This is a genomic window from Streptomyces sp. NPDC053750, from assembly GCF_044544295.1.
Classification (GTDB): Bacteria; Actinomycetota; Actinomycetes; order Streptomycetales; family Streptomycetaceae; genus Streptomyces.
On record NZ_JBITXB010000005.1, the window covers coordinates 251,162 to 276,213 of the forward strand.

24 protein-coding genes are annotated in these 25,052 nt (G+C 73.3%); 12 read left to right on the top strand and 12 right to left on the bottom strand.

The genetic code is table 11. The features are described 5' to 3' along the window. Positions 1-118: 118 nt before the first annotated feature. Positions 119-772: a bifunctional DNA primase/polymerase gene (locus ACIGO6_RS17025; RefSeq protein WP_399876474.1), complete on the bottom strand. Its 654-nt coding sequence runs from the start codon at positions 770-772 to the stop codon at positions 119-121. 338 nt (positions 773-1,110) lie between these two features. Here ACIGO6_RS17025 and ACIGO6_RS17030 point away from each other — a divergent pair, with 338 nt between their 5' ends. Beyond that, positions 1,111-2,496, top strand: coding sequence for a transcriptional regulator (locus tag ACIGO6_RS17030; RefSeq protein WP_399876476.1), 1,386 nt, complete (start codon positions 1,111-1,113; stop codon positions 2,494-2,496). Between the two features lie 178 nt (positions 2,497-2,674). After that, complete coding sequence (locus ACIGO6_RS17035) at positions 2,675-4,384, top strand: hypothetical protein (RefSeq protein WP_399876479.1); 1,710 nt, start codon at positions 2,675-2,677, stop codon at positions 4,382-4,384. A 14-nt stretch (positions 4,385-4,398) separates the two neighbouring features. On the opposite strand, the gene ACIGO6_RS17040 is transcribed toward ACIGO6_RS17035, so the two are convergent. Beyond that, positions 4,399-5,712 (bottom strand): ABC transporter substrate-binding protein, encoded by a 1,314-nt coding sequence (locus ACIGO6_RS17040; RefSeq protein WP_399876482.1) that lies wholly within the window; start codon positions 5,710-5,712, stop codon positions 4,399-4,401. 117 nt (positions 5,713-5,829) lie between these two features. Here ACIGO6_RS17040 and ACIGO6_RS17045 point away from each other — a divergent pair, with 117 nt between their 5' ends. Further along, positions 5,830-6,330: a hypothetical protein gene (locus ACIGO6_RS17045; protein WP_399876484.1), complete on the top strand. Its 501-nt coding sequence runs from the start codon at positions 5,830-5,832 to the stop codon at positions 6,328-6,330. Between the two features lie 46 nt (positions 6,331-6,376). Further along, positions 6,377-7,270, top strand: a complete 894-nt coding sequence (purU, locus tag ACIGO6_RS17050; protein WP_399876487.1) for a formyltetrahydrofolate deformylase — start codon at positions 6,377-6,379, stop codon at positions 7,268-7,270. An 11-nt stretch (positions 7,271-7,281) separates the two neighbouring features. Here the strand turns inward: purU and ACIGO6_RS17055 are convergent, their stop codons facing one another. Continuing rightward, positions 7,282-8,556 carry a zf-HC2 domain-containing protein gene (locus ACIGO6_RS17055; RefSeq protein ID WP_399876490.1) on the bottom strand — a complete coding sequence of 425 codons (1,275 nt, stop codon included), beginning with the start codon at positions 8,554-8,556 and terminating at the stop codon, positions 7,282-7,284. Further along, entirely contained in the window at positions 8,553-9,143 is a 591-nt protein-coding gene (locus ACIGO6_RS17060; RefSeq protein ID WP_399876493.1) for a sigma-70 family RNA polymerase sigma factor, read from the bottom strand. Before ACIGO6_RS17060 ends, ACIGO6_RS17055 begins: the two co-directional genes overlap by 4 nt. A gap of 386 nt (positions 9,144-9,529) precedes the next feature. On the opposite strand from ACIGO6_RS17060, the gene ACIGO6_RS17065 reads away from it, so the two are divergent. The 3 genes from ACIGO6_RS17065 (at position 9,530) to ACIGO6_RS17075 (ending at position 11,482) form a co-directional block, all read left to right on the top strand. After that, entirely contained in the window at positions 9,530-9,910 is a 381-nt protein-coding gene (locus tag ACIGO6_RS17065; RefSeq protein ID WP_399877012.1) for an STAS domain-containing protein, read from the top strand. Between the two features lie 105 nt (positions 9,911-10,015). Further along, on the top strand, positions 10,016-10,528 hold the full coding sequence (locus tag ACIGO6_RS17070; RefSeq protein WP_399876496.1) for an EF-hand domain-containing protein: 513 nt from the start codon (positions 10,016-10,018) through the stop codon (positions 10,526-10,528). Between the two features lie 480 nt (positions 10,529-11,008). Continuing rightward, positions 11,009-11,482 (top strand): ATP-binding protein, encoded by a 474-nt coding sequence (locus ACIGO6_RS17075; RefSeq protein ID WP_399876497.1) that lies wholly within the window; start codon positions 11,009-11,011, stop codon positions 11,480-11,482. 338 nt (positions 11,483-11,820) lie between these two features. Here the strand turns inward: ACIGO6_RS17075 and ACIGO6_RS17080 are convergent, their stop codons facing one another. After that, positions 11,821-12,837, bottom strand: coding sequence for a GlxA family transcriptional regulator (locus tag ACIGO6_RS17080; protein ID WP_399876500.1), 1,017 nt, complete (start codon positions 12,835-12,837; stop codon positions 11,821-11,823). Positions 12,838-12,908: 71 nt separating this feature from the next. Between ACIGO6_RS17080 and ACIGO6_RS17085 the strand changes: the two genes are divergently transcribed. Then, positions 12,909-14,222, top strand: coding sequence for an MFS transporter (locus ACIGO6_RS17085; RefSeq protein ID WP_399876502.1), 1,314 nt, complete (start codon positions 12,909-12,911; stop codon positions 14,220-14,222). A 62-nt stretch (positions 14,223-14,284) separates the two neighbouring features. Here ACIGO6_RS17085 and ACIGO6_RS17090 read toward each other — a convergent pair whose 3' ends face one another. The 5 genes from ACIGO6_RS17090 to ACIGO6_RS17110 form a co-directional block, all read right to left on the bottom strand. Further along, entirely contained in the window at positions 14,285-15,478 is a 1,194-nt protein-coding gene (locus tag ACIGO6_RS17090) for a flavin-containing monooxygenase (RefSeq protein WP_399876504.1), read from the bottom strand. Positions 15,479-15,554: 76 nt separating this feature from the next. After that, positions 15,555-17,171, bottom strand: coding sequence for a subtype B tannase (locus tag ACIGO6_RS17095; protein ID WP_399876506.1), 1,617 nt, complete (start codon positions 17,169-17,171; stop codon positions 15,555-15,557). Positions 17,172-17,301: 130 nt separating this feature from the next. Next, entirely contained in the window at positions 17,302-17,976 is a 675-nt protein-coding gene (locus ACIGO6_RS17100) for a pyridoxal 5'-phosphate synthase (RefSeq protein ID WP_399876509.1), read from the bottom strand. A 49-nt stretch (positions 17,977-18,025) separates the two neighbouring features. Beyond that, a complete protein-coding gene (locus ACIGO6_RS17105) occupies positions 18,026-18,451 on the bottom strand; it encodes a pyridoxamine 5'-phosphate oxidase family protein (RefSeq protein ID WP_399876510.1) in 426 nt (141 codons plus the stop codon). Between the two features lie 93 nt (positions 18,452-18,544). Continuing rightward, on the bottom strand, positions 18,545-19,228 hold the full coding sequence (locus tag ACIGO6_RS17110; RefSeq protein WP_399876512.1) for a LysE family translocator: 684 nt from the start codon (positions 19,226-19,228) through the stop codon (positions 18,545-18,547). A gap of 82 nt (positions 19,229-19,310) precedes the next feature. Here ACIGO6_RS17110 and ACIGO6_RS17115 point away from each other — a divergent pair, with 82 nt between their 5' ends. Continuing rightward, positions 19,311-19,763 (top strand): Lrp/AsnC family transcriptional regulator, encoded by a 453-nt coding sequence (locus tag ACIGO6_RS17115; protein WP_399876515.1) that lies wholly within the window; start codon positions 19,311-19,313, stop codon positions 19,761-19,763. 88 nt (positions 19,764-19,851) lie between these two features. Here ACIGO6_RS17115 and ACIGO6_RS17120 read toward each other — a convergent pair whose 3' ends face one another. After that, complete coding sequence (locus tag ACIGO6_RS17120) at positions 19,852-20,499, bottom strand: TetR family transcriptional regulator (protein ID WP_399876518.1); 648 nt, start codon at positions 20,497-20,499, stop codon at positions 19,852-19,854. A 122-nt stretch (positions 20,500-20,621) separates the two neighbouring features. On the opposite strand from ACIGO6_RS17120, the gene ACIGO6_RS17125 reads away from it, so the two are divergent. The 3 genes from ACIGO6_RS17125 (at position 20,622) to ACIGO6_RS17135 (ending at position 24,656) form a co-directional block, all read left to right on the top strand. Next, positions 20,622-21,404, top strand: a complete 783-nt coding sequence (locus tag ACIGO6_RS17125) for a VOC family protein (RefSeq protein WP_399876521.1) — start codon at positions 20,622-20,624, stop codon at positions 21,402-21,404. A 191-nt stretch (positions 21,405-21,595) separates the two neighbouring features. Then, the gene (locus ACIGO6_RS17130) at positions 21,596-24,019 is read left to right on the top strand and encodes a PQQ-binding-like beta-propeller repeat protein (protein ID WP_399876524.1); all 2,424 of its coding nucleotides are present in this window, start codon (positions 21,596-21,598) and stop codon (positions 24,017-24,019) included. Positions 24,020-24,068: 49 nt separating this feature from the next. Beyond that, positions 24,069-24,656, top strand: a complete 588-nt coding sequence (locus tag ACIGO6_RS17135; protein ID WP_399876526.1) for a hypothetical protein — start codon at positions 24,069-24,071, stop codon at positions 24,654-24,656. A 70-nt stretch (positions 24,657-24,726) separates the two neighbouring features. On the opposite strand, the gene ACIGO6_RS17140 is transcribed toward ACIGO6_RS17135, so the two are convergent. Next, positions 24,727-24,912, bottom strand: coding sequence for a hypothetical protein (locus tag ACIGO6_RS17140; protein WP_399876527.1), 186 nt, complete (start codon positions 24,910-24,912; stop codon positions 24,727-24,729). Positions 24,913-25,052 lie beyond the last annotated feature (140 nt).

The following is a 25,052-nucleotide window of genomic DNA, read 5'->3' on the forward strand; positions in this document are numbered from 1 at the left end:
TCAGGGGCGCGGGGCGGTGTCGATGTGCGGCTCCGCCGCGTGGGCGCGATCAACCACGACGGGCCCGCGGTCGCCAGACAAACTGCAACCCGGCAGACGAATAGGCGAATAGGCGCCCCTAACGATCCCTGCCGCACGCATACGCCAACGGCGAGATCAGCTCCTCCACATCCGGCAACCACCGATTCGCCGGCGTCGGCCGACAGGCCCACTGCACGGCCCCCCGCGTCCCGTACCGCGTAGGCGGCGCAGCCACGTACGTCCCTTCCCCCAACGCCGTGAGATCAAGGGCCAGCGGCGACCACCCCAACCGCCGTACAAGATCCGGCACCTTCACCGCGGCTCCCGGCAGCACGAAGAACCGCATGCGGCGGTCCGGCGTCAGCGTCACCGGCCCGAGCGTCAGCTCCATCCGCTCCATCCGGGCCAGCGCCAGGAACCCCGCCGTCTCGGGCACGTCGATCGCGTCGAACGTGCGCCCCGTGGGCAGCAGGATCGACGCCGTCGGCTGCTTCTGCCACATCCGGCGGGCGACGGTCGCGCTGCCCGTCGCCTGCGTCGCCCAGTCCTCGCGCGCCGGGTGTGCTCCCGGGGCGGCGCACGCCGGGTCCCCGCAGGAGCAGCGCTGCACTCCGTCGGCGGCTTCCAGCCAGGTGCCGGGGAACACGTCCCAGTGGCGCTCCTCGGCGTAGCGGACGGCGGTCTCCAGCAGCGTTGCGCCGCGCTGCTGCGGGATCTGAGCGGTTTCGGTGCCCCGGATGGTCTCTGTCACGTGAACCACAACTCCCGTGCTCAACCCGGGTTACGGGGGTTGCGCGCGCGGGGGAGGAGCATCGATGCCGCATTCGGGGCGCATGGGCGCATATGTGGGGGCGCGCGGGAGGATTCGCCGCGCGAGCTGGGTAGCCACGTCTGGGTAGCCACGACGGGGACCGGCGCAGACCAGCACGGACCGGCGGCGATCGTCACCGACCGTCATCCCGGGCGATCCTCGCAAGCTTCGCAAGACTCGCATTGTCGGCACATCGACGGGGCATTGATCTTCACGGCCGGACCTTCTCGTCCGCCGGGACAGCATCGAACCGCAAGAGACCGCATGGGGGTTATGCCATGGCCGCAAGGCCGCTCGTCGCGCGGCAGCCGAACGAACGACTGCAGGCGCTCATTCAGGAAGCGGGCTGCTCGAACGCGGGCCTCGCCCGCCGGGTCAACATGTGCGGCGTCGAGCACGGCCTCGACCTGCGGTACGACAAGACGTCCGTGGCCCGCTGGCTGCGTGGACAGCAACCGCGCGGCCGGGCCCCGGCGATCATCGCCGAGGCGCTCGGACGCAAGCTCGGCCGCACGGTCACGATCGACGAGATCGGCATGGCCAACGGCAAGAACCTCGCGTCGGGCGTCGGCCTCCAGTTCTCGCCGACGGTACTGGGGGCCATCGAGCAGGTCTGCGAGCTGTGGCGCAGCGACGTGGGACGCCGGGACTTCCTGTCCGGCTCGTCCGTCGCCGCCTCCGCGCTCGTCGAACCCAGCCGCGACTGGCTGATCTCCGCGCCCGACTCGCAGGTGTCGCGCTCGGCCGGGCCGCGGGTGGGCCAGTCGGACGTGGCGGCCGTGCGGGCGATGACGCAGGCCCTGGTGGACCTGGACCACCAGTACGGCAGCGGGCACGTGCGCCCGGTGGTCGTGCACTACCTGAACAGCGTCGTCTCGGGGCTGCTCGCCGGTTCCTACCGGGAGGCGGTCGGACGGGAACTGTTCGCCACGGTCGCCCGGTTGACCGAGCTCGCCGGTTACATGGCCGTCGACACCGGGCAACCGGGCCTGGCCCAGCGGTACTACATCCAGTCGCTGCGCCTCGCGCAGGCGGCCGGGGACCGCGGATACGGCGGGTACGTCCTCGCCGCGTCCATGAGCCATCTGGCCGCACAGCTCGGAAACCCGCGCGAGATCGCACAGTTGGCGCGCGCGGCGCAGGAGGGTGCGCGCGGGCGGGTCACACCGCGCGCGGAGGCGATGTTCCACGCGGCGGAGGCACGCGGGCACGCGCTGCTCGGTGACGTGCGGGCCGCCCACGAGGCGGCCGGGCGCGCGGTCGGCGCCATGGAGGCGGCCGACGCGGCCTCCGGGGACGACCCGGTGTGGATCAGGCACTTCGACGAGGCCTATCTCGCCGACGAGTTGGCGCACTGCCACCGGGACCTCGGGCAGGCCGACGCGGCGGCGCGGTACGCGCGGCAGTCGCTGGAGGGGCACCCCGAGTCGCGGGCGCGCAGGCGGGCCATCGGGCATGTGCTGCTCGCCACCGCGCAGGTGCAGCAGCGCGAGATCGAACAGGCCTGCACCACCGCGACGAAGGCCGTGGAACTCCTCGAGACGCTGCGCTCGAACCGCGGCGCCGAGTACCTGGACGACTTCCAGGCGCGACTGGAGCCGTACCGGGAGGAGGCGGTGGTCAGGGAGTTCGGGGCGCGGATCGACCTGCAGGCGGCCGCCTGAACAGGGCGGTGAACGCGGGCCGATGAGCGCAAACGACCATCAACAGCGTGCCGCGGCCCGGTTTTGTTACTGCGGTCACAGGGAAGGAGTTGACGCCCCGGGCGGCGTGGCAGCGGGCTCAGGGGACCCGGTAGCGTGAGCCGACGATTCCGAAGGTCCCCCATTCGTAGGAGTCCCGGTGACGCAGAGCGGACAGGGCGAGGAGCCCTCGGCGCGGCAAGCGCGCGAAGGCATCGTGCTGCCCTCCGACGGCGGTGAGCCCTTGCTGCCCGGCCCGGCGGCCGGCGGTCCCGTCGGCCCGCAGGTCGGCGCGCCCGCCTCGGCACCGCCCGGCGGCCAGGCCTGGGACCAGCCGTGGGGCCCCGGGCAGCAGAGCCCGGTCCCGGACCAGGGCTGGCCCACGCCGTCCGGCGCCCAGCCCTGGGGGTCTTTGGAGTCCGCCGGTTCTCCTGCCCCGCAGCCCTGGTCCGTGCCGGACGGCCCGGCCCAGGCCCCCGGCGCCCTGCCGCCCCAGGCCGGCCCCGGCCCGCTGCCCCCGGAGGGCGCGCCCGCCCCGGCGTACGGCACACCGGCCGCCGGCGGCGCCTACGGCGCGCAGCCGCCGTACCCGCAGTACGGCCAGGCGGCGGCCCCTCAGCCGCAGGCGCCCCTGCCGACGGCCGCCCCTCATGCGCAGGCGCCCCTGCCGTCGTCCCACGCGTATCCGCAGGCGCCTCTGCCCTCGCCCGCCGCCCAGCCGCAGGCGCCGCTCCCGCAGGCGCCCGGGTCGGCGCCCGTCGACGAGGGCGTCACCCAGTACCTGCCGCCGGTCGGCGTACCCGTGGACGAGGGTGCGACGCAGTACATACCCCCCGTCGCCCCGGGGGCGCTGCCGCCGGAAAGACCCGTCGAGACGCACGCCGAGTCGACCCAGTTCCTCGGCCGGGCCCCGCAGTACGCCCCGCAGCCCGCCCCCGCCGCGCCCGTCCCCAACCCCGACGCCGAGGCCACGCAGTACATCGCGCCCGTGCCCGGTGGTGACGAGGGACGGCAGCCGCCCGCCGAGTTCGACAACCTCTTCCGCAGCGCGCCGGCCGCCGACGGTGCGGCCTCCAGCACCCAGCAGATGCCCCGCCTCGACTTCGACGAGCCGCGGCCACCCGGCCCCGCCGGCCCGTCCGGATACGCCCCGCAGGGCCCCGGCGCCGGGGCCGGCAGGCGGCGCGGCGGATACGACGACGGCGGCCGGGGTGGCCGCGGCGGCCGGACGGGCTCGCGGCTGCCGCTCTTCGCGGCCGTCGGTGTCGGCATCGCCGTCGTCGGTGTCGGCGCCGGTGCCCTGATGGCCGGCGGGGACGGCGAGGAGGACCAGGGCGGCAACCAGACCGTGTCCGCCACGGCCCCCGCCTCCGAGTCCGCGACCGCGTCCGCGTCGGCCTCCGCCTCGCCGTCCGCCGATCCGGTGCGGCAGCAAGCCGTCGAGCTGGACAAGCTCCTCGCCCACAGCGGCAACAGCCGGACCACCGTGATCAACGCCGTGGCCGACGTGCGGTCCTGCGACAACCTCCCCCAGGCGGCCAAGGACCTGCGCGAGGCCGCCAAGCAGCGCACCGGGCTGGTCACCAGCCTCTCCCAGCTGTCCGTGGACAAGCTGCCCCAGCACACCGAGCTGACCGCGGCCCTCACCAAGGCGTGGCAGGCCTCGGCGTCGGCCGACAACCACTACGCGGCCTGGGCCGACCGGACCGCCGGGAAGAAGGGCTGCAAGAAGGGCAAGGCCGCCACGCAGCCCAACGAGGCCAACCGCGCGAGCGGCACCGCGAGCAAGGAGAAGGCCACGGCCGCCAAGCTCTGGAACGTCATCGCCAAGCAGTACGGCCTGACCGAACGCGCCCCGACGGAGCTGTGACCCCGCGGCGCGGGTCAGGCCACGTCGGCGTTGCGCAGGATCCGTGTGGTGTCGACGGCGTCCTCGCGGTCCGACACCAGGCGGCCCTGCCGGACGACCTGCACGGTGACCTCGGTGTTGACCAGGCGCGGGAAGCCGACCGAGGCCAGCTTGTCGGCGAACGTCCACTGGAGGGTCGGCGTGAGTCCGCCCGTGCCGACCTTCAGCCCGCCGTCGAGGGCCCGCCGGACGGTGCCGGCGCTCACCTCGCCGTCGCCGAGCGACTCGACGACCTCCTTGAGGACGGTGTACGCGATCCAGGTCGTCTGCACTCCGGCGTCCGCGGCGTCGATGCTGTTGTCGCCGAACGCCTCCTCCTTGATCACCTTCTTCATCCCGTCCCAGGCCGGGTCGCTCGCCGCCGGGTACCAGCCGGTGACGTACGCCCCCTCGTACGGCCCGGTCGCCCCGCCGCTCGCGTTGATCGTGGTCTGGTCGGCGCTGCCGAGCACGGTCGCGGTCCGCACCTCGGCGTAGTCCGTGCGGGCCCGCCGGAAGGAGTCCATGAAGGTGCCGGTGCGGTCCCCGAGGACCGGCACCACGCACCCCGGTTCGGTCGGGTCGGTGGTCGTCCGCTCCAGCGCCCGCTCGGACTGGCCGTCGTACTCGGTGGCGTCCTCCTCCGCCCGCTGGTCGTGGGACGGCTCGTGTCCGCCCGCGGTCAGTCCCGAGTCGAGCAGCACGGGCAGCTGGTCTCCCGCGATGGTGTCGGGGCGCACCAGCGTGACGGGTCCGCAGGTGTCGGCGAGCGCGCTGCCGAGGCCGGCCAGCAGCGCGGGCTGGCCGCCGTTGACCGGGTAGGACAGCGGGCTGGTGAACTCCGTGTTGGTGATGCCGTAGCCGCCGATGTACGGGATCCCGGCGCCCTCCAGCACCGGGAAGAAGGAGTCGGCGTGCTGGCTGTAGGAGCCGACGACGGCGACCGCGTTCTCCTTGACGGCACGGCGGGCGCACTTCGCCGCGGTCACGCTGTCGTTGTGGTCGTTGCAGGTCAGGACGTTGAGCTTGCGGCCGTTGATGCCGCCCTGGGCGTTGATCCAGCGGGCGTAGGCGCGCGCGAAGGCGGGCATGCCGGGCTTGTTGGTCGCGCCCGTGTCCGCGGGGGCCCAGGTCATGACGGTGATCGGGTCGTCCCCGGAGCCCCCCGTGGCACCGGGGACGACCCCGCAGGAGGCGAGCGACGCGCACGCCACCAGCGCGCCGGCGGACAGCGCGCCGCGACGGGTGGCCCGGGAGCGGCCGCAGAGGCCGCGGAGGAAGCTGCTGCGGGTTGGTCGCCTTCCGGTCATGTATCCGCACGATTCCGTCACCCGGCCAACCTGGCAGTGACCTGCGGTCAACACATGGTGACGCGGAGGTGAATTGCGGGGGTCGGCGCGTCACGAGTGGAAGGGAACGTACGATCGATGACCGTGCAAGGTTCGGAGAACTCTTCCCGTCGCGGCCGTCGCTCCTCCACCATGGGCGGCATGCCACTCAACGACATGCCGTGGTGGCGCTGGCGCAGCAATGTGCGCTCCGCGCTGCACATGCTCTCCGCCCCCGCCTTCCAGCGGGACGTCTGGCTGGCCGGTGTGGACGGCTACGGGGACGTCACCGACGCGGTGTACCGGCTGGTGGAGGACACCTGGCTGGACCACTGGTCCGCGGAGAAGTACGTGGGCACGGTCTTCCGTGACTCGCAGGAGGCGGCGCTCGTCGACACCGCCGTGCTGCGCGTACTGCGGATCATGCACCAGGTCGGACCGGACGCGCCGGTGCACGCGTACCTCGACCACCCGGACTGGCCGGAGGCGGTGCGGGCGGCGCGCGACGCGCACGTGCGGCTGGCCACCGGCGACGGCGAGGACCCCGAGGCGGCGCCGCGCACGCTCGAGGTGCTGCGGATCCTGACCCGGTCCGTCTGACGGGACGCCCACCGGTTCCGGGGCCGGATATGGGAACCTGTCCTGCATGAACGAGCAGTCCTCCCCGGCCGCCGCCCCCTCCGCCGCCCCGGCCGACCAGTACGTCCTCACCCTGTCCTGCCCCGACAAGCAGGGCATCGTGCACGCCGTGTCGAGCTACCTGTTCATGACCGGCTGCAACATCGAGGACAGCCAGCAGTTCGGCGACCACGACACGGGACTGTTCTTCATGCGGGTCCACTTCTCGGCCGAGGCTCCGGTGACCGTGGACAAGCTGCGCGCCAGCTTCACGGCGATCGGTGACGCCTTCCACATGGACTGGCAGATCCACCGGGCCGACGACAAGATGCGCATCGTCCTCATGGTCAGCAAGTTCGGGCACTGCCTGAACGACCTCCTGTTCCGGTCCCGGATCGGCGCGCTGCCGGTGGAGATCGCGGCGGTGGTGTCCAATCACACCGACTTCGCCGAGCTGGTGGGGTCCTACGACATCCCCTTCCACCACATCCCGGTGACCAAGGACACCAAGGCGGCGGCCGAGGCGCGGCTCCTGGAGCTCGTGCGCGAGGAGAAAGTCGAACTCGTCGTGCTGGCCCGCTACATGCAGGTCCTCTCGGACGACCTGTGCAAGCAGCTGAGCGGGCGGATCATCAACATCCACCACTCCTTCCTGCCGAGCTTCAAGGGCGCGAAGCCGTATCACCAGGCGCACGCCCGGGGCGTGAAGCTGATCGGCGCGACCGCGCACTATGTGACGGCCGACCTCGACGAGGGGCCGATCATCGAGCAGGAGGTCGAGCGGGTCGGCCACGACGTCACACCGGACCAGCTGGTCGCGGTCGGGCGGGACGTGGAGTGCCAGGCGCTGGCGCGGGCCGTGAAGTGGCATGCGGAGCGGAGGATTCTGCTGAACGGACGCCGGACGGTCGTGTTCGCCTAGCGGCTCGGCCCCTACATCCGGCTCAAGCTCGCCGCCGCGAACAGTACGTCCCGGATCGCCTCCCGGTCCCCGACCTGACCCGCCGCCGCCTCCGCCGGAGGCACATGGCCCGCGGCCAGTCGGCAGAACTCCACGCCGTCCAGGGCGACATGGGCCACCTCGTGCTCGGCGGAGCCCACCGCGCCCGGTGAGTCCAGCGGGATGAACCACTCGCCGCCGCCCGAGCCCTCGATCTCCAGCCGCAGGCTGCGCCCCGGCTCACCGGCGGCGACCAGATGCGGCCGGGTGCCGGGCGCGGCCGGCCCGGCGCGGCGGCGTTCGGCCAGCACGCGGGGCAGCATCCGGGCGGCGAGGTCGATCATGAGGTTCAGGTGGCGCGCGGAGGGCGGCTCGTACGGGTAGTCCACCGCGTCGGCGATGTCCTCCGCGTGCACCCAGCACTCGAACGCCCGGTCCAGCATCGCGTCGTGCAGCGGCAGCTCGAAGTCGCCGTACGAGACCGGCATCCGCCCCGCGCCGCCGCCCGAGCCGCCGGTGAACGCCACGGTGCGGACGATGCCGTGGCTCTGCTCCCGCCACGGCGCGCGCACCGCGCGGGTCGGCGGGTAGTGCGAGGCACGCCAGTAGGCCTCGGTGCGGGCGGCCGGTGCGGGGGCCGCCGCGGTGATCTCGCCCAGCGGGTCGGTGAGGCCCAGGGCGACCGCGACCAGCCCGTCGACCGTCAGGAGGTGCGCGAGGACACCGGCGACGGTGGTACGGCGGCTCGCGGCACTGTCGGCCTCGAACCAGCGCAGCCGGACCGGGGCGTGCCACTCGGCGTCCCCGATGTCCTGGAGCAGCGCGTCCAGCCGTGCCGTCTCGGCGTCGTAGGGCGTGGCCCACTCGGGCACCGGGATGCGCGGCGGACGCCGCTCCAGGCAGCCCTCCAGCACGCGGGTGCGCAGGGCGGGGTCCAGGTCGAGACTCTCCGGGCGCTGGAGCAGCCCGACGGCCTCCCGCAGCCGCAGGGCCTCCTCGGCGCAGGTGTCGCACCCGCCGAGGTGCTCCTCGACGGCCGCCGCCTCCTCCGGCGAACAGGCGGCCAGTGCCCAGGCTCCGAGCAGCGACGTCAGCACCTGGTGCTCCAGCGCGAGCGGCGCGACCACCGGCGGGTCGGGCAGGGACCGCCCACCGTCCTCGACGGAGATCCTCGGAAGCGGTATACGCCTCTCGGTCCCCGGCCCGTCGGGAATGCCCGGGACGTCGCGGGGCCCGTGCTCGCCGTGCTCGTCGTACGCGTCGCTCATGCCGCACCCCCGTATCCGGGTGGCGCCCCGGGTGACTGCGGGGAGCCGGCGTCGCGGGCGGTGGAGAGCAGCTGGAGGCCGAGGCGGAGGCGGCGGCGGGCCTCGTCCTCCGTGACGCCGAGGTCGGCGGCGGTCTGGCGGTAGTCGCGGCGCTGGAAGTAGGCCAGCTCCAGGGCGGCGCGCAGCGGGGCCGGCATGGACTGGACGATGTAGTCGGCGCGGGCGGCGACCGAGGCGTGGCGCACCCTGCTCTCCAGCTCCTCGGTGGTGCCGGGGCCCCCGCGCGCGAGGGCGGCCGTCTCGGTGGCGCGCAGCCGCTGCACGGCCAGGCGGTGGGTCAGCGTGGCGACCCAGGTGCGCAGCGGGCCCTGCCGGGGGTCGTAGGCGTCCGGATGCTCCCAGACGTGCGCGAAGACGTCGCGCGTGATGCGGTCGGCGGCGCGTTCGTCACCGAGCACACGGTGCGCGAGACCGTGCACGAGCGACGCGAACCGGTCGTAGAGCTCACCCAGGGCGGCCGCCTCGCCGCGCGCGAGCCGCTGCTGCATCTTGCGGTCCCAGCGCAGTGGTACGTCCCTCTTCGCCATGCGGTTCCTTCACCCCCTGTCCGGCCTGCTGCGTCCGGCCCCCGCTCGCCGTGGCTCCGGGTTTCAGCCTCCCAGCCCACGCCCCAGCCTGCGGTCACCGTCTCCCCGAATGTAGTCGGCACGTCCGACAGCGCACGCCCCTTTGTGCCAATGTGCGCCCCCGACGGTCCGCAGGTGGTAAGCGCCTGCCCACGTCTCCCCTACCCTCTACCGTGCGACCGAATTCGATCGAACGAGATCGAAAGCGTCTGAAACAAGCCACTTCCGACCGGACTCCGTTTCCCGTCGCGTGTTTGCGGGAACGGCCGGTGGGCAGGCGCGCGCCCAAGAAGCGTAGGCACGGCTTCCGTTTCGGGTGAATCAGAACGGTCCGACGAATGAAGGGCATGGTGGTGATGTTCAACGTGACCGGCGGCGGTCGGGGCGAGTGGGCCGTGCTCCAGGTGTCGGGCGAGCTGGACCTGGTGACGTCACCGGTGCTGCGGCAGCGGGTGCACGACGAGGTGGCCGAGGGCCGGCACAGTCTCGTCCTGGATCTCTCGGAGGTCCTGTTCTGCGATTCCAGCGGGGTCGGCGTGCTCATTGCCTCGCGACGGCTCATCCGCTCCTGTCAGGGGCGGCTGCGCCTGATACTGCCCGCCCAGGGCGCCGTCGACGGGTCTCACGTCAACCGCGTGCTCGGCGCGCTCGGGGTGCGCCGGCTCTTCGACGTGCACCCCGACCTCGCCTCGGCGACCGGCGACGAGCCGCGCCCGCTCTCCGCGTAGACCGCGGAGGATTCCACCCGCGCCCGCCCGCGCCCGCCTGTGACGTCGTACGCTCCGAGCCAGACGCACGCACCGACACCGAGACGTGAGACGGCCGGAGGAAAGATGGACAACAGCGAGTACGAGCGCAGGATCGCCGCGCGGTTCGCCACCTTCGACCAGGACCGCAACGGCTACATCGACCGCGAGGACTTCAGTCGCGCGGCCAAGGCGGTGCTCGCCGCGTTCGGTACCGCCGCCCGGTCCGCCAGGGGCCAGGCCCTGTACAGCGGCGCGGAGGCGTTCTGGCAGGGCATGGCGGGCATCGCCGACCGGGACGGCGACCAGCGCATCACCCGTGAGGAGTTCGTCACCGGGGCCGTCAAGCGGCTGCGGGACAACCCGGAACGGTTCGGCGAGATCGCCCGCCCGTTCCTGCACGCGGCCCTGGCCGTCGCCGGCGCCGACAGCGACGGAGGCGTCACCGTCGGGGACGTGACCCGCCTGCTCGCCGCGCTCGATCTGCCGGACCACGTCGCGGCGGAGGTCGCCACCGCGCTCGACACGGACCGCGACGGCAGGGTGGGGGAGGCGGACATCGTCCCGGCCTTCGCCCGCTACTTCACGGTTCCCGAGTAGCGCCGGGGCCGGATGTCGCGGATCGTGGCAGAGCGGCGTCACAGAGCGTTGATATCGGGTTGTGTCCGCCGGGGGTCCCGTCACGGCCCGGAGTCGGTGCCACACTCCGGTACCTTGTGTGGGATGCGAGTGGTCCCGAGCGCCGACCGTGCCGGAGTTGCCCCCGAGGCGGCTCCGGAACCCGAGGTGCGCGGCCTGCCCTACAGGGTGGAACGGCTGTCGACCGCCGCCTGTTCGACTTCCCGGAACGAGCGTCGCACAGTATGCCGCACGGGTACTCCTTCGCGCTGGAATATGCCCGAAGCGCTTGTTGGCGTGACTGTACGTCAACCATGCTGTCCCACAAGGGATTCACGTTCCGTGAACCCTCGCCCGGCCTTTGTTCTGGTCATGCAGAAAATGGCTACGATCGTGGCCCTCATGAGGCGCGAGCCTTTGTGTCCGCCGGTTCGGATGGTGTGAGCGGTGCAGGTGCTTCAAGTGCAGCTGGAGATCCGGCCCGACCCCTCGGAAGTGGGGCGTGCCCGGCGGTGGGCGCGATCACGGCTCGTCGGGTCCGGGATACAGGCCGATGAACCACTCGCGGAGACGCTGGTCCTGCTCGTCTCCGAACTCGTCACCAACGCCGTGGTGCACACCGGCTGTTCCGCCGTCGTGCGGCTGGTGCTGCCGGGAGCGGTGACCGAGGAGACCGAGGGGGCGACCGTCCGTCTCGAGGTGGACGACGCCAGCGACCGGGCCCCGGTGCCCCGTTGCCTCGACGGCGAGGCGACGGGCGGCCGGGGCCTCGCCCTCGTCGACGGCCTCGCCGACCGCTGGGGCTGGAGCCGCGAGGGCGCCGGCAAGCGCATCTGGTGCGAACTGGACCGCTGCGCCGAGCGCGCGGAGCCCGCAGCGGCCTGCGGGAGCGTCGGTGCGGTGCCGTACGAGGGGCTGGCGTACGAAGTGGTCTAGAGGCGCCGGGTGCACGGGCCGCCGGCTCCCCGGGGGATGGTGCGGCGGTGCGCCTGCGTGTGCTTCCGTGCGCGCCCTTCGCCGACGGGGGTAAGTGGTGAATCCCTCTGCGCCGGTTGACGGATCGTTACCGTTTCCTCACGCTTGTAGGCAGCGATTCGCCGCGAGGGGACGGCGAGGGCCCGGTGACGGGGCCCTCGGCGAGTGTGGGTCGTGATTCGGCGGCGGTTCCCTCGGGGGCGAGGGGAGCCGGGCGGGAGCGCCGGAGTCGGGTGGCGGCGCGCGATGTCAGGCTCGGGGCGAATGGCGCCGCGCCGCCGGCCGACATCTCCGCCTCGTCACTCTCCACAAGCTGTGGACAACTCCGCCCGGAAGGTTCGCCGGTACGCGGTCGGGGTGACCCCGAGCGCTGCCTGGAGGTGCTGCCGCATCGACTGGGCGGTGCCGAAGCCGGCCTCGGTGGCCACCTGGTCGACGGACAGGCCGGTGGACTCCAGTAGGTGCCGGGCCCGTTCGACGCGCTGCTGAGTGAGCCACTGCCCCGGACTGATGCCGGCCTCCTCGCGGAACCGGCGGGTGAAGGTGCGTACCGACATGGATTCCTGCGCCGCCATGTCCCGCAGCTGGAGCGGCTCCCGGAGCCGGGCGAGTGCCCAGGCGCGGGCGTTGGTCGTGGACGACTGCTGCGGATCCGGCACCGGCCGCTCGATGTACTGCGCCTGTCCGCCGTCGCGGTGGGGCGGTACGACGGTGCGGCGGGCCACCTCGTTGGCGACGGCGGTGCCGTGGTCGCGGCGCACGATGTGCACGCACAGGTCGATCCCGGCCGCCACCCCGGCCGAGGTGAGGACGTCCCCGTCGTCGATGAACAGCACGTCGGCGTCCACCCGCACCTTGGGGAACAGCCGCTGGAAGTGCTCGGCGGAGGCCCAGTGCGTGGTCGCCGGGCGGCCGTCGAGGTACCCGGCCGCGGCCAGGACGTAACCGCCGGTGCAGATCGCCACGAGCCGGGTGCCGGGCCGGACCTGGGCGAGCGCGGCGGCCAGTTCCTCGGTGAGCACGCCCTCGTCGTGGACCGGGCCGAGCTCGTAGGAGGCCGGGACGACGACCGTGTCGGCGGTGGCCAGCGTCTCCGGGCCGTTCTCGACCAAGATCGCGAAGTCCGCGTCGGTCTCGACGGGCCCCGGCGGGCGGACGGAGCAGGTGACGACCTCGTACAGCCGGCGCCGGTGCTCGTCGCGGGCGAGTCGGAAGATCCGCTGCGGGATGCCCAGTTCGAACGGGAGCAGGCCGTCGAGGGCGAGGACGACGACGCGGTGCGGCCGGGGAGCGGGAGGCAGGGGCTCGGACGTCATGGCCCGATCCTAACGAACCCTGTCTTTCGGGCCACTCGTTCGGCCGGGCCCGGTGGCGGAAGCTCGATGACGTGACCCAGACAACCGACGCCGCAGCAGCCGTACGGAAGCCCGAGCCCACCCGGCCCCGCCGCCCCCGCGTGCACCGCGCCTGGTGGGTCGCCGCCGTCACCTTCGTGACGATCATCGGCGCCGCGGCCTTCCGCTCGCTGCCCGGCATCCTCATCGACCCGCTCCACCAGGACTTCGGCTGGTCGCGCGGCACCATCGGGGCCGCCGTCTCCGTCAACCTGGCGCTCTACGGGCTCACCGCGCCCTTCGCCGCCGCGCTGATGGACCGCTTCGGCATCCGTCGCGTGGTCGCCGTCGCCCTGACCGTGATCGCGCTCGGCTCGGGCCTGACGGTGTGGATGGACTCCGCCTGGCAGCTCATCCTCTGCTGGGGCCTGCTGGTCGGCCTGGGCTCCGGCTCGATGGCGCTGGCCTTCGCGGCCACCGTCACCAACCGCTGGTTCACCGAACGGCGCGGCCTGGTCACCGGCGTCCTCACCGCCGCCTCGGCCTCCGGACAGCTGATCTTCCTGCCGCTGCTGTCCTGGATCGTCGAGACGTACGACTGGCGCCCCGCGGCCGTCACGGTCGCCCTGGCCGCCCTCGCCGTCGTCCCCTTCGTCTGGCTCCTCCTGCACGACCACCCCGCCGACGTGGGCCAGAAGCCCTACGGTGCCGAGGAGTTCGTCCCCAAGCCCGCCCCGGTGCCGGGCGCCGCCCGCCGCGCCCTCACGGTCCTCTTCTCCGCCGCCCGCACCGGCCCCTTCTGGCTGCTCGCCGGGACCTTCGCGATCTGCGGCGCCTCCACCAACGGCCTGATCCAGACCCACTTCATCCCGGCGGCCCACGACCACCACATGCCGCTGACGACCGCCTCCTCGCTGCTCGCCGTCATCGGGATCTTCGACGTGGTCGGCACGGTCGCCTCCGGCTGGTTCACCGACCGCTTCGAACCGCGCCGCCTGCTCGCCGTCTACTACGCCCTGCGCGGCATCTCCCTCCTCTTCCTCCCGCTCCTGCTCGCGCCCAGCGTGCACCCGCCGATGGTCTTCTTCATCGTCTTCTACGGCCTCGACTGGGTCGCCACCGTCCCGCCCACCCTCGCCCTGTGCCGCGAGCAGTACGGCGAGGACAGCGCCATCGTCTTCGGCTGGGTCCTCGCCTCCCACCAGGTCGGCGCCGCCCTCGTCGCCTTCCTCGGCGGCGTCGCCCGTGACCGGTTCGGCTCCTACGACGTGGTCTGGGTGGCCTCCGGTGCCCTGTGCGCGGCGGCGGCGCTGATGGCCCTGGTGATCCGGCGCCGGACGGCTCCGGAGCCCGGGGCGGCGTCCTGACCGGCCCGGTGCTTCCGGCCCGCCGGTCGATCGACCCGCCGGTGGCTCGGCGCGCCCGTCGCTCAGCCCGGCAGTCGCGAAACGCGGCCCGCGTTGTGCTTCGCCACGGCCCTGGCGATCCGCTCCGCGTCGATCGCCAGCTCGCGGAGCATGCCGCTGATCGGGTTGGTGAAGCCGGTGAAGTACAGGCCGGGGGCGTGCGCCGGAGTGCGGGCGCCCCGGACGACCGGCCTGCCGCGGGGGTCGAGAACGTCGAGGTCGCCGACCAGGTCCTCCAGGCCCCGCCGGTAGCCGGTGGCCGCGATCACCGCGTCCGTGGCGGTGCGGGTGCCGTCCGCGAGGACGACCTTGCCGTCCTCGAAGCCGTCCACGGCGGCGACGACCTCCACCCGCCCCGACCGCACCGCGTCGATCAGGCCGACGTCCTGCACCGGGACGGCGCCCTCGGCGGCCCGGGTGAGCAGGCCGGTCTCCGGGCGGGGCAGCCCGTGCGCCGACAGGTCGGGCGTGCTGATCCGGGCCAGCGGACGGGCCAGCCGGTCGACGAGGGCGGCCGGGAGGCGCCGGCACAGGACGCCGGAGTACTGGGCGGGCCAGCCGGCGGTGGTGCGGCGGACGATGTGGGGCGGCGTGCGCACGGACAGGCGGACCCGGGCGGCACCGCCCTCCACCAGGTCCACGGCGATCTCGGCGCCGGTGTTGCCGACGCCGACGACCAGGACGTCCCGTCCGGCGTAGGGAGCCGCGTTCCGGTACTCGGCGGCGTGCCGGAGCTCGCCGGTGTACGTGTCGCGGCCGGGCCAGTCCGGCACGCGCGGGGTGTGGTTGTGGCCGGTGGCGACCACGACCGCGGCGCCGGTCAGCTCGCGGCCGCCGGAGGCGTGCAGCAACCAGCCGGTGCCGTCGGGCGCGCGCTCGACGCGGGACACCTCGACGCCGGTGACGATCTCCAGTTGGTGGTGCTCGGCGTACTTCTCCAGGTACCGCACCACGTCGTCCCGGGTCACCCACCGCCCGAAGCGGCGTGGCATCGGCAGCCCGGGCAGCGCTGACGCCCGGCGGGTGGTGTGCAGCCGCAACCGGTCGTAGTGGCGCCGCCAGGACGCCCCGACCTGGTCGGACCGCTCCAGGACGACGGCCCGTACGCCCCGCGCGCGCAGGGCGTACGCGGCGGCGAGACCGCCCGGGCCGCCGCCGATGACGTACACGGGACGGTCCGCGGGCGAGGGGTCGGCGGACGCTGTGGAGTCGGGCATGCCGCGAGCGTAATCTCGCACTCGCTTGATGGGTCTCGGTCAAGACCGAAATCGGTTGCGGATTGGTCACGGGGCGCTACTGGGCGCGGTGCCCCGCCGTCCTGGCGATCCACGCGACGAAGTCGCCGGCGTCGGTGTTCGCGCCGTGGCCCTGGTCCCAGTAGTAGAGGTGGCTGACCTCGTCGCCCAACCGGTGCGCGGCGGCGGCCAGGTTGGCGGAGACCGTCAGTGAGGTGTCGGAGTCCGAGCTGCCGAGGCGGATCCACCAGTGCTTCGACCGGCCCGCGTTGGGCTTGTCGACCAGGTGGTACATCGGGTTCATCAGCCGCAGCTTCTCGGGGACGTCGCCCGCGAGCCGCGCGCCGGCGCCCTTGTCCTTGCGCAGGCTGTACGGCGTGAAGTGCCGGTACTGGGTCGTGCCCGTGCCGAACTCGTTGTTGATGTCCCCGGCCATCGTGTCGGAGGAGTCGGTGGGGAAGGCGAAGAGGTCGAAGGCCGGGGCGTCCTTCTTGCGCGCGCCGACGTGGGTGAGGAAGTCGGCCCAGGTGAAGGTGGCGTTCTTCCCGTCCCAGGTGATGAAGGTGTGGGCGGCCAGATACGTCTCACGGGCGGAGTCCGACAGGCCCCCGAGGTAGGTGGAGGCCGCCGGCTGGAGGTACTGCTTGAGCATGTACTCGTCGTAGTTGCGGGCGGTGAGCGGGCCGAAGCCGTTCAGGCCGCGCAGCTTCAGTCCGGCCTGGTACTCGGCGAACTGGGACCTGAGCTGCTTCGACACCGTCTGGTCGGCCTGCTCGCCGGTGCTGAGCGCGTTGGTGCCCCAGCACCACTCGTAGGCGCCGTCGGCGTGCTCCAGGTCGGTGATCGGGCACCAGGCGCCGGTGGCGAAGATCGCGTCGCCGGCGTCGGCGGCGCCGATCTCCTTCAGGTACTCGTCGTAGAGCGGGCTGTCGCCGGACGCGCCGAGCAGCGCGGACACGGCGCCGCCGGCGCTGGTGCCGGTGGAGAAGATCCGGTCGACGTTGCCGGGTACGCGGCCCTTGTTGGCGCGCAGGTACCGGACCGCGGCCTTCAGGTCCACGATGACGGCGGGGGCGGTGCCGTAGTACGCGCCGGCGGCGTCCTTCAGGGTGCGGCCGCGCGCGCCGGGCTCCACGACGACGTAGCCGGCCGCCAGGCCCAGCCGGGGCAGGCTGACCATCTTGCCGCCGCTCACCTGGCCGGCGCTGCCGGACTCGGTGCCGCCCGACGGGGCGCTCGCGCTCGGGGCGGCGCTCGCCGAGGCGCCGCCCGCGCCGCCGCGACCGCCGGCCATGCCGCCGCCGCCCACGCCGGTGGCGTCCGCCACGGAGGACGGCATGTAGCCGCCCACGGAGTTGGCGAAGAGGATGGGCGCGTCGGTGGCGTCCACCGCCTTGCCGTCGATCGTGACGGGGACGCTGATGTTGAGGCTCTGGTACTTCTCGTCGACGGGGCGGGCGACGTAGGTGATCGCCTTGTAGAAGTGGTACGTCACCTCGTGGTCGGCGCCGTCGGCGTCGGTGATCGTCGTCGTCAGGGTCGAGTAGCCGTCCTGGTCGAAGACGAGGGCCTCGGAGGACGACGAGCCGCCCGACCCGGCACCCTCGCCCGACGCCTGCGCGTTCAGCGCCAGACCGCCGACCGCCGCGACCCCGGCGGTCGCCCCGATGCCCATGACGACGCTCCTGCGCTTGACTGCCCTGTGCTTCGAGTGCCGACAAAATTGCCAACAATCCGAGCGGATTCATGGGTACTCACGGGAGACCCACAGGTCCGCGGCCGGGGCGACGGATGCCGACCGCCGCTCACGGCCACAGCAGTCGCGTGCGCCAACCGCCCCCCTCCTGCTCCGACCGCCGGTAGGCCAGCCGTACGTGGCGGCGGCGGGCGTCCCCCTGGAAGAACTCCACCTCGTCGGGCTGGAGCCGGTACAGCGTCCAGGACGGGACGGGCGCCTCCGGTTCCCGGCCCGCCCGCTCCCAGGCCGCCTCGGAGGCGCGGGCCAGCTCGTCCGGCGAGCCGAGCTCCGTGCTCTGCCGCCCGGTGAGCGCGGCGGCCAGCGCGCCCGTCGACCGCGCGTGCAGGTCGGCCTGCGCCTCCTCGGCCGGAGCGACGGCGACCGGGCCGCGCACCCGCACCTGACGGCCCAGCACCGGCCAGTAGAAGGAGAGGGCGGCGTACGGGCGGGCGGCGAGGTGGCGGCCCTTGCGGCTGTCGGCGTGGGTGGCGAAGGACCAGCCGGCCGCGTCCGCGCCGTGCAGCATCACGATCCGTACGTCCGGCAGGCCCTCCGCGTCCGCCGTGGCCAGCGCGGGCGTGTGCGGCTCGGTCTGTCCGGCCGCCACGGCCTCGGCGAACCACCGGGTGAACAGGGGCAGGGGCTCGCCGGGCGCGGTGGCCGGGTCGAAGGGCGGCAGTTCGGTGACGGCGGGGTCCCATACCCGCAGTGACCTCAGCAGCTCGTGAAGATCGGTTCCCATGCCGCGATTGTCGCGGGTGTCGCGGCTGTGCGGGGCGGCTCGGGCGGGTTCACACGGTGCCGAGGTCGGAGGAGACCCAGCGTTCGGGCCGCATGCGGACGACGACCTGCTCGCCGTGGTTCGCCGTGGCGAAGGCGACGTATCCGTCGACCTTGTCGGCCGGGAGGTAACGGGAGGAGAGCTCCCGCAGCTGTTCCTCCGTGGCGGCGACCGTCTCGACGACCGGTCCCTCCACCGACACGTACCGGATGGTGGGCTCCAGCCGGTCGATCATCAGGGAGAACCGGCCCGCCGCCTGGATCAGTTGGTTCTTGCGGCTGTCGAGCCCGGTCATGATCCATACGTCGCCACCGGGCTCGTACTGGTACCAGATCGGCACGGACAGCGGGGCACGGCCCGCCTCCGCGTCGACGGCGAGCGCGGCGACGTGCGGCTCGGCCAGGAACTTCTCACGCTCATCGCGGGTCAGGGCCATTCCGGTCTCCTCCTGCGGGTACGGGCGTCGATGCCGAGCACAACACCGGCCGGGCGGGCGGCTGTTCCCCGTCCCGGCAGTGCCCGACGTCGGTCAGGACATCGCCAGGCGCTGCACCAGCAGGAACGCGCCGATGCCCAGCATCGCGGCGCCCGACGTACGGGTGACCGCGCGGGCCGCCGCCGGGCGGGCGCCCAGGACGGCACGGGCGGCCAGGCCCACCGTGAGGTAGACGGCGGCACAGCACGCCATGTGCAGCAGCCCCAGGACGACAGTCTGCACGGGCACCGGCAGGTGCGCACCCCGGGTGACCAGGAACTGCGGCAGTACGGAGAGGTAGAGCAGCAGGCCCTTGGGGTTGAGCCCGCTGATCGTGGCACCGCGCAGGAAGACCCGGGCCCGCGAGCCGCCTTCCGCGGCGTGCGGGGCGCTCTGCGCCGCGTCCCGGGCGGCACCGGTCGCGGCACCCGCCGCGTCACTCGCCGCGGAACCCGGCGTGCCGGGCCGGCGCAGCACCCCCCACCCCAGCCACACCAGGTACGCCGCCCCCGCCACCGTCAGCCCCGTGAGCAGGCCCGGCGACCCGGCCACCAGGACCGCCAGCCCGGCCGCCGCCAGCAGCGTGTGCAGCGCGTACCCGGCGACCAGGCCGCCCACCGCCCACGTCACCGACCGGTCGCGCAGCCCGGCCGCGATGGCGTACGCCCAGTCGGCACCCGGCACGCACACCAGCAGGAGGTCCAGGGCGAGGAAGGAAATGAGGAGTCCCGAGTCCATGCGGGGAAGATTAGGCGCGATTGTCCCAAAGATGTTCCCGGAATTTGCCCCTCACCAGCGCGGTGCTGGAAAAATCTCCCCCATGGACGACATGGACCGGAAGATTCTTGCCGAGCTGCAGCAGGACGGGCGGCTGACCGTGACCGAGCTGGCCGCGCGGGTGCGGCTGAGCGTCTCGCCCTGTCACCGGCGGCTGCGCGAGCTGGAGCGGTCGGGGGCGATCGGCGGGTACCGGGCGGTGGTGGATCCGGCCGCCGTGGGGCTGAACTTCGAGGCGCTGGTCTTCGTGTCGATGCGGCAGGAGGACCGGGACACGGTCGCCGAGTTCGAGCGGGCGGTCAGCGAGGTGGTGGAGGTGCAGGAGGCGCAGCGGCTGTTCGGGGAGCCGGACTACCTGCTGCGCGTGGTCGCCGCCGACCTGGCCGCCTACCAGCGGCTCTACGACGAGCGGCTCGCGACCCTGCCGGGTGTGCAGCGGCTGACGTCGACGCTGGTGATGAAGCACGTGGTGCGGGACCGGCCGTTGCCGGCCTAGCGGGGGAGGTGCTGCGGGGGAAGTGGGGGCCGTGGGGGACGTGGCACAGGTGACAGGCCGCTGTGTCGCGTCGCCGCTCCACCGCCTCCTACTTGGTGGGCTTCTTCCCGGTGACGCCCAGGTACATCAACAGCGACAGCGCCGGCTTGAGTTCGGCCTGCTTGACGCCCCACGAGGAGAAACCTTTCTGGTGTGAGGCGGCGGCGGCGAGCATCACGACCAGTGAACCGGCGATCGCCGCGGGGTTCACGTCCTTGTCGATCTTGCCCTTGGCCTGCAGCTCGGCGACGGCGTCCGCGAGGGAGGAGTTCACCGAGTTCAGGATCTTCATGCGGATCTTGGAGAACCGTTTGTCGCCCTCGGCCGCGCCCAGGTCGATCACGCGGAGAATGGCGTCGTTCTTCCGCCAGAACTCCAGGAATCCGTCGACGAGTTCCTGCGCGGTCTGCCAGCCGGCCTTGCCGACCCACGAGCGGCCCGCCGTCAGCTCGGCCAACCCGGAGCTTTCCGCGGCCATTTGCTCGGCGATTTCCAGGACGGCGCCCTCGACGTCCGGGAAGTACTGGTAGAAGGTCGCCGGCGAGGTGCCCGCCTTGCGGGCGACATCGATGACTTTGACATCGCGATAGGGGGAGGAGCTGAGCATTTCGCTGAGGCAGTCGAGCAGTTTCTGCCGGGTCGCCTGCCCGCGTCGACCGGCCACGCGGCCGTCAACGGTGCGCACTTGTCCTGTCATGCCGTCAGCTTACCGGCGGGTGATCCGGGCGCGATTCGGCCGAGTGCAAATGGGGTGCGCGGGCGAAGAGGGGCTGGTGTGCCTGGTCTGCGCGGTGCGGGCGACGCGGTTACTTTGACGGCATGGCCGAAAACGGTGCATCTGCGAAGCGGACATCCAGGCGGACGGCCGGCGACCCGTCCGCCTATCCGGAAGGCGTTCCCTGCTGGGTGGAGGCGCAGCTTTCCGACGTCGAGGCGGGCAAGCGCTTCTACGGCGAGCTCTTCGGCTGGACCTTCGAGGAGGCGCCGGGGGAGTCCGTAGGGGCGCGACTGGACGGCGAGCCCGTCGCCGCGCTCGTACGCAAGTCGGACGGCAGGCTGCCCACCGTCTGGACGGTGTACTTCGCCGCCGCCGACGCCGCGGCGCTGGCCGGGCGGATCCGGGCGGCCGGCGGGCAGATCGTCACGCCGCCGCAGCCGGTGGCGGACCTGGGCACGACCGCCCTCGTCACCGATCCCCAGGGCGCGGTCTTCGCCCTGTGGCAGCCGGCCGCCGCCACGGAGGGCACCCCCGGCTTCGCCGGCTTCGGGCAGCGGCACGTGCCGGGCGCCTTCGCCTGGGTGGAGCTGTACACCCGGGACACCGAGGCGGCCAACGCCTTCTACGGCGACCTGTTCCACGACGCCCTGTTCGGCCCCGGCGCCGCGCCCGACTTCGGCCGGGCGCCGGTCTCCGACGTCTTCCCCGCCGAGATGCCGCCGCACTTCCTCGTCCACTTCCTGGTCGAGGACTGCGAGGCCGCGCTCGGCGCGGTGGCCCGGCTCGGCGGACGGGTACGCGTACCACCGTTCGAGACGTCGTACGGGCGGGTGGCCGTGGTCTCGGACGGCCAGGGGGCGTCGTTCGCGCTGCTCCAGCGCTGAACACGGGCCGACGAGCACAGCCCTTTGCCCGGGATGAGGCGAGACACCCCGATTGTCCCGAGGTTCGCCACCAGCGTCTCGGACAGGAAGAATCGGGGTGCGTGCCGCCACGGAGGTGCGGTGGTGAGACGCTGCACTTCGGTCGCGTACATATGTGGGTGGCGCGGCTCGTACGGGGAGGTGGCAGGCAAGTGGTGGATCAGCTGACGCAGCACGATCCGCGGCGGATCGGGCCGTTCGAGGTGCTGGGGCGGCTCGGCGCCGGCGGCATGGGGCTGGTCTATCTCGCGCGCTCGGCGTCCGGGCGGCGCGTGGCGATCAAGACGGTCCGGACGGAGCTGGCGGAGGACCAGCTGTTCCGCGTCCGCTTCACGCGTGAGGTGGAGGCGGCCCGTGCCGTCTCCGGCTTCTACACGGCGGCCGTGGTCGACGCCGACCCGCGCGCGGCGGTCCCGTGGCTGGCCACGGCGTACGTCCCCGCGCCCTCCCTAGAGGAGATAGTGAACGAGTGCGGGCCGCTCCCGGCCCAGGCGGTGCGCTGGCTGGCGGCGGGCGTCGCGGAGGCGCTCCAGTCGATCCACGGCGCGGGCCTGGTCCACCGCGACCTCAAGCCGTCCAACGTCCTCGTCGTCGAGGACGGCCCCCGGGTGATCGACTTCGGTATCGCGTCCGGCGTCTCGAACACCCGTTTGACGATGACGAACGTCGCCGTCGGCACCCCCGCCTACATGTCCCCCGAGCAGGCGAAGGACTCCCGCAGCGTCACCGGCGCGAGCGACGTGTTCTCGCTCGGTTCCATGCTGGTCTTCGCCGCCACGGGCCACCCGCCCTTCCACGGCGCCAACCCGGTCGAGACGGTCTTCATGCTGCTGCGCGAGGGCCCCGACCTCGAGGGCCTCCCGGACGAGCTGCGTCCGCTCATCGAGTCCTGTATGCAGATGGAGGCGACGGCCCGCCCGGGCCCGGCCGACCTCCAGGCCCAGCTCGCCCCGCACCTGTTCGGCTCCGGCTCCGACGACAGCGGTACGGCGTCGGCGTGGCTGCCGGAGCGGGCGGTCGGCCTGATCGAGACCCGCCGGGGCGGGCGCCCCGCACCCAAGCTCGCCACGACCGCCGGCGGCCGGGCGGGCGGCGCCGCCTCCGCGGTCGCCGGTCCCGCGGCGCCCGCGCCTCCCCTCCCGCCCCCGCCCTCCCACGACCCCGTCGTGCCCTCACCGCCCGTGCACGCGCCGCCCGTGCACGCGCCGCCGGTTCCCGCGCCCGTCGGCGCGCCGGACACCGGCCCGGTCCAGCTGGCCGGGGCGCCGGTGCCCATCGGCCCCGGTCCGCGCGTCGCCGACATGCGCGCCGCCGCCGTGGCCCCGCCCCCGCCGGAGGCCGCCCTCTCCGCGTCCTGGTCCCGGCCCCGCCCCGGCGTCAACGGCGCCGACCCCGCCGTACCGGCCGCGCCGCCCGCCCCCGCCGCGCCCCCGGAGGCGTCCCCGGCCGGCTGGCGCCCCTGGCGCTTCCGCATGTCCAACGACGTCTGGGGCACGCCGTCCGTCGCCGAGGACCTCGTCTACGTCACCTCCTTCGAGGTGCACGCCCTGGACGTCGCCACCGGCCGCCGCCGCTTCAAGACCCGGGACGTCGCCTGGTCGATGGCGGTCGCGGACGGCCGTATCCACGCCTCCGACGGCCCGACCCTCTTCGCCCTGGACGCCCGCGAGGGCGCCGACCTGTGGCGCGTGCAGACCGACGCCTGGGTGTACTCCCTCCAGGCCGACCGGGGCACCGTCGTCACCGCCACCCGCGGCGGTGGCGTGCAGGGCTGGGAGGCCTCGGGCGGCCAGAAGCTGTGGGAGGTCACCGGCTGCCAGACCGACTTCGAGTCCCCGGAGGCGGGCGCCGCGCTGCACGACGGCACGGTGTACGTCTGGCAGGACGCCCGGCTGCGCGCCCTGGACGCCCGTACCGGCGACGAGAGATGGTCGTACCCGATCGGCGACGCCGCCTCCTGCGGCGGGGTCCCGGTCCGGGTCGCCCCCGCCCCCGACGGCTACGTCTACGTCTCGGCCGGCACCCGGGTCCTCGCCCTGGAGGTCACCTCCGGCCACGTCCGCTGGCACTTCGAGGCCCCGGCGGTCTTCCTCGCCCCGCCCACCTTCGTGCCGGGCCCGGCGGTGACCGGCGGCGGTGTCTACCTCGCCGACTACCTCGGCACGGTCTACGCCCTCGACGCCACCGACGGCCGCGACCGCTGGCGCATCGCCACCGAGGGCCGCTCCTCGACCGACCCGGTCCTGGTCGCCGCCGGCCACGTCCACGTGGGCAGCGGCAAGGCCCTCTACACCCTGGACGCGGTCACGGGCACGCCCAAGTGGCGCTTCCAGGCGGGCGGCGACATCGTGGGCGCCCCCGCGGTCGCCGAGGGCCGCATCCACTTCGGCTCCACGGACCACCTCCTCTACACCCTGAAGGCCGACGACGGCCGCCTCCGCTGGAAGCTGGCCACGGGCGGCGAGATCACCGGCTCCCCGGTCGTCCGCGACGGCATCGTGTACGCCTGCAGCAAGGACCGCTGCGTGTACGCCCTGGACGCGGAGAAGGGAACGGGGACGGCACGCACGACGTGAGCCGGGACAGGGGTGGGCGAGGCGGCGGCCGTACCTGTTGGACGGCGGCATGAGCCCGACAGCTGCCCTGCGCCTGCGGCAGGCGATCGCCCGGACCGAAGAGGCAACGCGAGAGCGTGCCGTCACCGGGCGCCCCCCGGAGAAGGCCGACGACCTGCTGGGCACCTTCGCCACCGACGGCGCCCTCGGCTTCGACCCCTTCCCCTTCCTCCGGGCGCTCCACCACGCCGGCGCGCACGCGGTGGTCATCGGTCAGGTCGCCGGCATCATGCACGGCTCCACCGAACTGACCGGAGACCTCGACCTGCTCTGGGACGGAACCCCTGACGAGGCACGCGCCCTGCGCCAAGCCCTGGCCCGCTGCGGCTGCACCGAACTCCCCGACCTCGACCGCCCGCAGGCGGGATACCGGGTGACCGGTGCCGGTGGTGACCTGTGCACCCCCGCCCTGCCCTGGGGTTCCATGAACGTGACGCCCTGCCTGACCCGGTACGAAACCACCCGCGACCCGGCAGGCTTCACCATCCGCTACGCCACCCGCGACGACCTGATCCAGATGCGGCGTTCCCTGGGCCGCCCCAAGGACCACCGCCGGGCGGACGAACTCGCCCGGCTCGGCGGCGACATCGGGGATTGATCACGACACACGTCGGCCGCGGCGGCTCCCCTCCGCGCCGCCGCGGCCGATCCCCGTGCGGGAAGAAGGTCTACTTGCCGTCCAGGTCCAGGGCAGGCGGGGTCGGCATGCTGTTGTCCAGCGTGGTGATGGCCTCGCCCTTGGCGGGCTCGCTCGGCATGCTGTTGTCCTGCGTCGTCGCGTCCGCGTCCTTCGGCGGCGTGGGCATGCTGTTGTCCTGCGTCGTGACGGCCGCGTCCCTCTTCGTGTCGCTCATGAGCTTGGCTTCCTCCAGGTCGTTACAGGTCGGAAAGGCCCGTCCGGAAGCTCCCCCGAGGGCCGCCGGACGGGCGTTCGGAGCCGCACATTAGCTCGTTGGGCTCCTGTCGGACCGTCTGCCCCCCGACGCGACGGTCT